The 6,211-nt window shown below is 78.2% G+C and carries 8 protein-coding genes; 6 read left to right on the plus strand and 2 right to left on the minus strand.

Features of this window, described 5'->3' with window-relative positions:
- Positions 1-23: 23 nt before the first annotated feature.
- Complete coding sequence (locus ACRYMN_RS12080) at positions 24-1,079, minus strand: magnesium and cobalt transport protein CorA (protein WP_432495323.1); 1,056 nt, start codon at positions 1,077-1,079, stop codon at positions 24-26.
- 62 nt (positions 1,080-1,141) lie between these two features.
- On the opposite strand from ACRYMN_RS12080, the gene ACRYMN_RS12085 reads away from it, so the two are divergent.
- The 5 genes from ACRYMN_RS12085 to ACRYMN_RS12105 all read left to right on the plus strand — a co-directional run bounded on the left by ACRYMN_RS12085 (position 1,142) and on the right by ACRYMN_RS12105 (position 5,194).
- Positions 1,142-1,876, plus strand: coding sequence for a histidine phosphatase family protein (locus tag ACRYMN_RS12085; RefSeq protein WP_432495325.1), 735 nt, complete (start codon positions 1,142-1,144; stop codon positions 1,874-1,876).
- Between the two features lie 67 nt (positions 1,877-1,943).
- Positions 1,944-2,498 carry a DUF3090 domain-containing protein gene (locus ACRYMN_RS12090; protein WP_432495327.1) on the plus strand — a complete coding sequence of 185 codons (555 nt, stop codon included), beginning with the start codon at positions 1,944-1,946 and terminating at the stop codon, positions 2,496-2,498.
- Between the two features lie 77 nt (positions 2,499-2,575).
- Positions 2,576-3,484 carry an SCO1664 family protein gene (locus ACRYMN_RS12095; protein WP_432495347.1) on the plus strand — a complete coding sequence of 303 codons (909 nt, stop codon included), beginning with the start codon at positions 2,576-2,578 and terminating at the stop codon, positions 3,482-3,484.
- A 67-nt stretch (positions 3,485-3,551) separates the two neighbouring features.
- Positions 3,552-4,865, plus strand: coding sequence for a cysteine--1-D-myo-inosityl 2-amino-2-deoxy-alpha-D-glucopyranoside ligase (mshC, locus tag ACRYMN_RS12100; RefSeq protein ID WP_432495329.1), 1,314 nt, complete (start codon positions 3,552-3,554; stop codon positions 4,863-4,865).
- On the plus strand, positions 4,865-5,194 hold the full coding sequence (locus ACRYMN_RS12105) for a helix-turn-helix domain-containing protein (RefSeq protein WP_432495331.1): 330 nt from the start codon (positions 4,865-4,867) through the stop codon (positions 5,192-5,194). The genes mshC and ACRYMN_RS12105 overlap by 1 nt, the downstream gene beginning before the upstream one ends.
- Here ACRYMN_RS12105 and ACRYMN_RS12110 read toward each other — a convergent pair.
- Positions 5,161-5,370 (minus strand): hypothetical protein, encoded by a 210-nt coding sequence (locus tag ACRYMN_RS12110; RefSeq protein WP_432495333.1) that lies wholly within the window; start codon positions 5,368-5,370, stop codon positions 5,161-5,163. The two genes, ACRYMN_RS12105 and ACRYMN_RS12110, sit on opposite strands and share 34 nt — an antisense overlap.
- 231 nt (positions 5,371-5,601) lie before the next feature.
- On the opposite strand from ACRYMN_RS12110, the gene ACRYMN_RS12115 reads away from it, so the two are divergent.
- Positions 5,602-6,093: a hypothetical protein gene (locus ACRYMN_RS12115; protein WP_432495335.1), complete on the plus strand. Its 492-nt coding sequence runs from the start codon at positions 5,602-5,604 to the stop codon at positions 6,091-6,093.
- The last annotated feature ends 118 nt before the right edge of the window (positions 6,094-6,211 follow it).

Below are 6,211 nucleotides of genomic sequence, written 5' to 3' on the forward strand. Positions count from 1 at the left end.
GCGCGCCCACGGCCGGCGGGTCCTCACAGCCAGCCGGAGCGCTTGAAGCGCCGGTACAGCACCAGGCTGATGCCCACCATGAGCAGCAGGCTGGCCGGGTAGCCCAGGCGCCAGCCCAGCTCGGGCATGTGCTGGAAGTTCATGCCGTACACCCCGGCGATCAGGGTGGGGGCGGCCACCATGGCCGCCACCGCCGAGATCTTGCGCATGTCGTCGTTCTGGCGCACCGAGACCTGCGCCAGGTGGGCGTTGAGGATGTCGGTGAGCAGCCGGTCGTAGCCCTCGACGTGCTCGACGGTGCGCACCAGGTCGTCGAGCACGTCGCGCAGCACGAACATCGCCTGCTCGGCCTCGTCCCCGTGCCCGCCGTGACCGTCCCCGGCCCCGGCCCCGTCCCCGTCCCCGTGACCGGCCCCTGCCCCGTGCACCGCGCCGGCGGGGGGCGCGCCCTGCTCGAGCAGGGCGCGCACCGGGGCCACCAGCGGCGCGGCCGCGCGCCGCACCTCCAGCACCTCGCGCTTGAGGGAGTAGATGCGCTCGGCGTCGGAGCTGCGCCGGGGGGAGAAGACCTGCTCCTCCATCTCCTCCACGTCGCGCTCGAGCTCCTCGTCGATGGCCAGGTAGCCGCCCACGACGTGGTCGACCACCGCGTGCATCACCGCCCGCGGCCCCCGCCGCAGCCGGTCCTCCTCGACGTCCACGGCCTCGCGCACCGCGTCCAGGGAGGCGACGGCGCCGTTGCGCACGCTGACGACGAAGTGCTCGGAGGTGAACAGCAGCACCTCGCCGGTCTCGACCGCCGAGCGCTCCTCGTAGTAGGCCAGCGCCTTGAGCACCACGAACGTCACGTCGCCGTAGCGCTCGATCTTGGGGCGCTGGTGGCCCTGCAGGGCGTCCTCGACGGCCAGGGCGGGCAGCTCCAGCGCGGCGGCCAGGTGCTCCAGCTCCGCGGCGTCCGGGTCGCTGGCGCGCACCCACACGAAGCCGCGCTCGCCGCGGCGGCAGCTCGCCAGGGCGGCGTGCAGGTCCTCGACCCGCTCGCGCCGGCCGTCGGTGTACGTGGCGACGTCGGTGATCACGGCTTCATCGTGCCGCGCGGGGCGCGCGGGCGCCCCCCGGAGCACGCCCTACGCTGGCGGCCGTGCCGACCCTGCTGCTCGTCCGCCACGGCCGCACCACGGCCAACACCGCCGGCGTCCTGGCCGGCTGGAGCGAGGGGGTGCGCCTGGACGAGCACGGCGAGCGGCAGGCCGCCGCGCTGGCCGGGCGCCTGCAGCCGCTGCCGCTGGCCGCGGTGGTCACCTCCCCGCTGGAGCGCTGCCGGCAGACCGCCGAGGCGCTGCGCGCCCTCGACGGGCCCGACGGCGCGCGCCCGCCGGCGCTGGTGGACGAGCGGCTGGGGGAGGTGCGCTACGGCGACTGGACCGGCCGGGAGCTGAAGGCGCTGGCCAAGGAGCCGCTGTGGCGCACGGTGCAGGCGCACCCGTCGGCGGCCGTCTTCCCCGGCCCGGGGGGTGAGGGCCTGGCGGCCATGCAGCACCGCGCGGTGGCCGCGGTGCGCGAGCACGACGCGCGGGTGGCCGCCGAGCACGGCGAGGACGCGGTGTGGGTGGCCGTCACCCACGGCGACGTCATCAAGGCGCTGCTGGCCGACGCGCTGGGCATGCACCTGGACCTCTTCCAGCGCCTGAGCGCCGACCCGTGCTCGGTCTCGGTGGTGCGCTACGCGCCGCTGCGCCCCTTCGTGCTGCGCACCAACGACTCCGGCGGCGACCTGGCCGGCTTCGCCCCGCGCCGGCGCAAGCGCCGCCGCGCCGCCGGCGCGCGCCCCCTGGCCTCCTCCGACGCCGTCGTCGGCGGCGCCACCGGCACCTGAGCGGGCGCCGCGCCCGGCGCGGGCCGGCCCGGCGGGCGCGCTCCGGGCGCGGCGCTAGGGTCGCACCATGCCGGTCTTCGACTACGACCCGCCGGAGCGCTTCGTGGCGGGCACCGTCGGCGAGCCCGGCTCGCGCACCTTCTTCCTGCAGGCGCGCGGGGCCGGGCGCCTGACGTCGGTGGCGCTGGAGAAGGCGCAGGTGGCCGCGCTGGCCGAGCGCGTCAGCGAGCTGCTCGACGAGATCGTGCGCCGCTCGGCCGGGCAGGCCCCGGTGCCGGCGCTGACCCCCTCGGGCAGCAGCGACACCGCGCCGCTGGACGTGCCCATCGAGGAGGAGTTCCGCGTGGGCACCATGAGCCTGGCGTGGGACTCCGAGCGCGAGGTCGTCGTCATCGAGTGCTTCGAGGTCGACGACGAGGAGGTCGACTCGCCCCTGGCGGAGGAGGCGCCCGACCCGGCCCGCAACCTGCTGCGCGTCGCGATCGACGGCGCCGCCGCGCGCGCCTTCTCCCAGCGCGCCGCCGCGCTGGTGGCCGCCGGCCGCCCGCCGTGCCCGTTCTGCGCCGGGCCGCTGGACCCCGGCGGCCACGTGTGCCCGCGCGCGAACGGCTACCGGCGCTGAGCGCGGCGCGCTCCGGGCGCGGGGCCGCCGGCCCGCCCCGGCCGGGGGAGTTCGCCGGGCTCGCCGAGGCCGAGGCGCTGGAGCGGCTGGCCACGGGCGAGCTGGAGGTGCGCGGGCGGCTGGCCGACGCCTCCAACGCCACCCTGTACTCCGTGGCCACCACCGCGCGCGGGGAGCTGGCGTGCGTGTACAAGCCCGTGGCCGGCGAGCGACCGCTGTGGGACTTCCCCGACGACACCCTGGCGCGCCGCGAGGTCGCCTCCTACGCCGTCTCGGCCGCCACCGGCTGGGACGTGGTGCCCCCCACCGTCTTCCGCGACGGCCCGCTGGGCCCGGGCAGCGTGCAGCTGTGGCTGCAGGCGCCGCCCGCCGGTGCCGGCGGGCGGGACGACGACGGTGACGGCGACGTCGACGGCTCCGAGGACGAGGACGAGGGCGAGGACGTCGACGGCTCCGAGGACGACGGGCTCGGCGCGGACGACGCGGACGTGGTGGTGCTGCCGCAGCCGGGCGCCGGGCTCATCGAGATCACCGGGGCGCGGCGGGTGGCGCCGGGCTGGCTGCCGGTGCTGCGCGCGGAGGACTACTCCGGTCGCCCGGTGGTGCTGGCCCACGCCGACGACCCGCGCCTGCGGCGCATCGCGGTGCTCGACGCGGTGCTGAACAACGCCGACCGCAAGGGCGGGCACGTGCTGCCCGGCTGGTACGGCGCCGTGCACGGCGTCGACCACGGCCTGACCTTCCACTGCGAGCCGAAGCTGCGCACGGTGCTGTGGGGCTGGGGCGGCGCCCCGCTGCTCGAGCACGAGCGCGAGGTGCTGGTGCACCTGCGCGCGCAGCTGGACGCCCGCCTGGGCGAGGTGCTGACGGACCTGCTCAGCGTGGAGGAGGTCGTGGCCACCCTCGAGCGCGTGGAGCGGCTGCTGTCCGCCGACCGCCTGCCGCGCCAGCGCGGGCAGCGCACCATCCCCTGGCCGCCGTTCTGAGCACCGCGTCCTGAGCACCGAGCCCCCTGGGGCCGGGCGGGCGCGGGCGCGCCGGTAGGTTCGCACCGTGCGTTCCTGGCCCGCCCCCGACCCCACGACCCTGCCCGGTGCCGCGGAGGGCACCGCGGCGCTGCCGGGGCGCGGTGGGCGGGTGCACCTGCACGACTCCTCCACCGGGCGGCTGCAGCCAGCCGGTCCCGAGCGCGGCGCCGCCTCGCTGTACGTGTGCGGCATCACCCCCTACGACGCCACGCACATCGGCCACGCGAACACCTACGTCGCCTTCGACCTGCTCCAGCGCGCCTGGCGCGACGCGGGCCTGGAGGTGACGTACGTGCAGAACGTCACCGACGTCGACGACCCGCTGCTCGAGCGCGCCGCGGCCACCGGCGTGGACTGGGCCGAGCTGGCCGCCTCGCAGGTGCAGCTCTTCCGCGAGGACATGGCGGCCCTGTCGGTGATCCCCCCGCAGCACTACCTGGGCGTGGTCGAGGCCGTGGACCTCGTGGCCGCGGCCGTGCGCGAGCTGCTGGACGCCGGCGCCGCCTACCGCGTGCCCGGCACCGGCGGCGGCCCCGACGGCGACGTGTACTTCCCCGTGGCCGCCGACCCCGCCTTCGGGAAGGTCTCCCACCTGCCGCGCCCGGCCATGCTGGCGCTGTCGGCCGAGCGTGGCGGCGACCCCGGGCGCCCCGGCAAGCGCGACGCGCTGGACCCGCTGCTGTGGCGGGTGCAGCGCGAGGGCGAGCCGGGCTGGGACGCCGGCGAGCTGGGCCGCGGCCGCCCCGGCTGGCACGTGGAGTGCACCGCGATCGCCCTGGCGCACCTGGGCACCCCGGTGGACGTGCAGGCCGGCGGCAGCGACCTGCTCTTCCCGCACCACGAGATGGGCGCCTCGCACGCGCACGTGCTGCGCCCGCACGCGCAGCCCTTCGCGCGCCTGTACGCGCACTCGGGCATGGTCGCCCTCGACGGCGAGAAGATGAGCAAGTCCCGCGGCAACCTGGAGCTGGTCTCGCGGCTGCGCGCGGCCGGGGAGGAGCCCGCCGCGGTGCGCCTGGCCCTGCTCGCGCACCACTGGCGCGCGGACTGGGAGTGGACCGGCGCGGTGCTGCAGCGGGCCCGCGAGCGCCTGGCGCGCTGGTCCTCCGCCGTCGCCCTGCCCGCCGGCCCCGACGCCGCGCCCGTGCTGGCCGCCGTGCGCGAGCGGCTGGCCGACGACCTCGACGCCCCCGGCGCGCTCGCCGCCGTGGACGCCTGGGCCGACGCGGCGCTCGCCGGCGCGGGCAGCGACCCCGGTGCGCCGGACCTGGTGCGCAGCACCGTCGCCGCGCTGCTGGGCGTGCTGCTGGGCGCGCAGTCGAGCGCGCGGCTGCCCTGATGCCGCGCCACGACCGCGAGGAGGTCGCCCGCCGCGCCGGCTACGCCGGCTGGCGCGAGGCGCTGGAGGGCACCGCGCACCTGAGCCAGCAGGAGGCGGCGCGCGCGCTGGGGGTCAGCCACCCCACCGTGCGCGCCTGGCGCGCCGCGGCCGGCGTGCGGCTGAGCGCGCGCCGCCCGGCCGGCAGCTCCGCCGAGGCGTTCCGCGCCGACCCGGCCGACGCCCGTCATGGCAGCGCCAACGGCTACCGCAACCTCGGCTGCCGCTGCCCGGCGTGCACGCGCGCGTGGGCCGACTACAGCCGCGAGCGGCGCACCGGCGCGTCCTGAGCGCCGCGCCGGCGGGCGCGGCCCAGCACCAGCGCCGTCGCGCACGCCAGCGCCACCACCCCACCGGCCAGGCCGGCGGCCAGGGGCAGCACCCCGGCGGAAGCGAGCGCGTTCGCGCTCAGCGCCAGGACCAGCAGCGCCCACGCGGCGGCGCGCCGGCGCGCGGTGGTCGGCACGAGCCCCGCGGCACGGGCGGGTCGGTCGGTTCGGTCGGTTCGGTCGGGGGTGCGCAGGTCGCTCACTGTGTCCTCTTGGGGGTCCGGGTGGGGGTGTGCTCCGTCGCCGTCCAGGCTGCCCGCCGCGGGCGCCGCGTCCCAGGGTGCGCGCCCCCCTCCTGCCCCGGGGCCACCCCCACCACCTCGCGGTACGCCCTTGACACCCGGGTCCTGCAAGCGCGTAATCGTGTAATGGATGACATCGCAGCATGGTTCGCCGGCCGGTTGCCCGGCGACTGGTTCGAGGGGTCCCCGGAGGTCACGGTGGACCGGGAGGAGATCGTCGTGGTGGGCACCGTGCCCGCCCCCGACGTCGAGGCGGCGGTGCTCGAGCAGGCCGCGGCGGGGCGCGCCGAGCGCTTCCGGGAGGAGACGCGCGCGGCGCGCATGCGCATCGCCGACGAGGCCGAGGCGCGCTTCGGGCGCAAGGTGGCCTGGGGGGTGCGCTGCGGGCCGGTGCGCACCGTGTTCACCAACCTGGCCGTGCCGGTGATGACGCGCCTGCGCCAGCCCGAGCGCCGCCTGCTGGACACCCTCGTCGAGGCGGGCGTGGCGCGCTCGCGCTCGGAGGCGCTGGCGTGGTCGGTGCGCCTGGTGGCCCAGCACCAGGGCGACTGGGTGCAGCAGCTGCGCGACTCGCTCGGGGCGGTGCGCGCCGCGCGGGCGGCCGGCCCGCAGGTGTGAGCGCCCCGGGGGGGGGGGGGGGGGGGGGGGGGGGGGGGGGGGGGGGGGGGGGGGGGGGGGGGGGGGGGGGGGGGGTGTGGGGTCGCCCCGACCAACCCGCTCGGACCGAAGGCACCAG

The sequence above is a fragment of the Kineococcus gypseus genome (assembly GCF_050871305.1).
Lineage (GTDB): Bacteria > Actinomycetota > Actinomycetes > Actinomycetales > Kineococcaceae > Kineococcus > Kineococcus gypseus.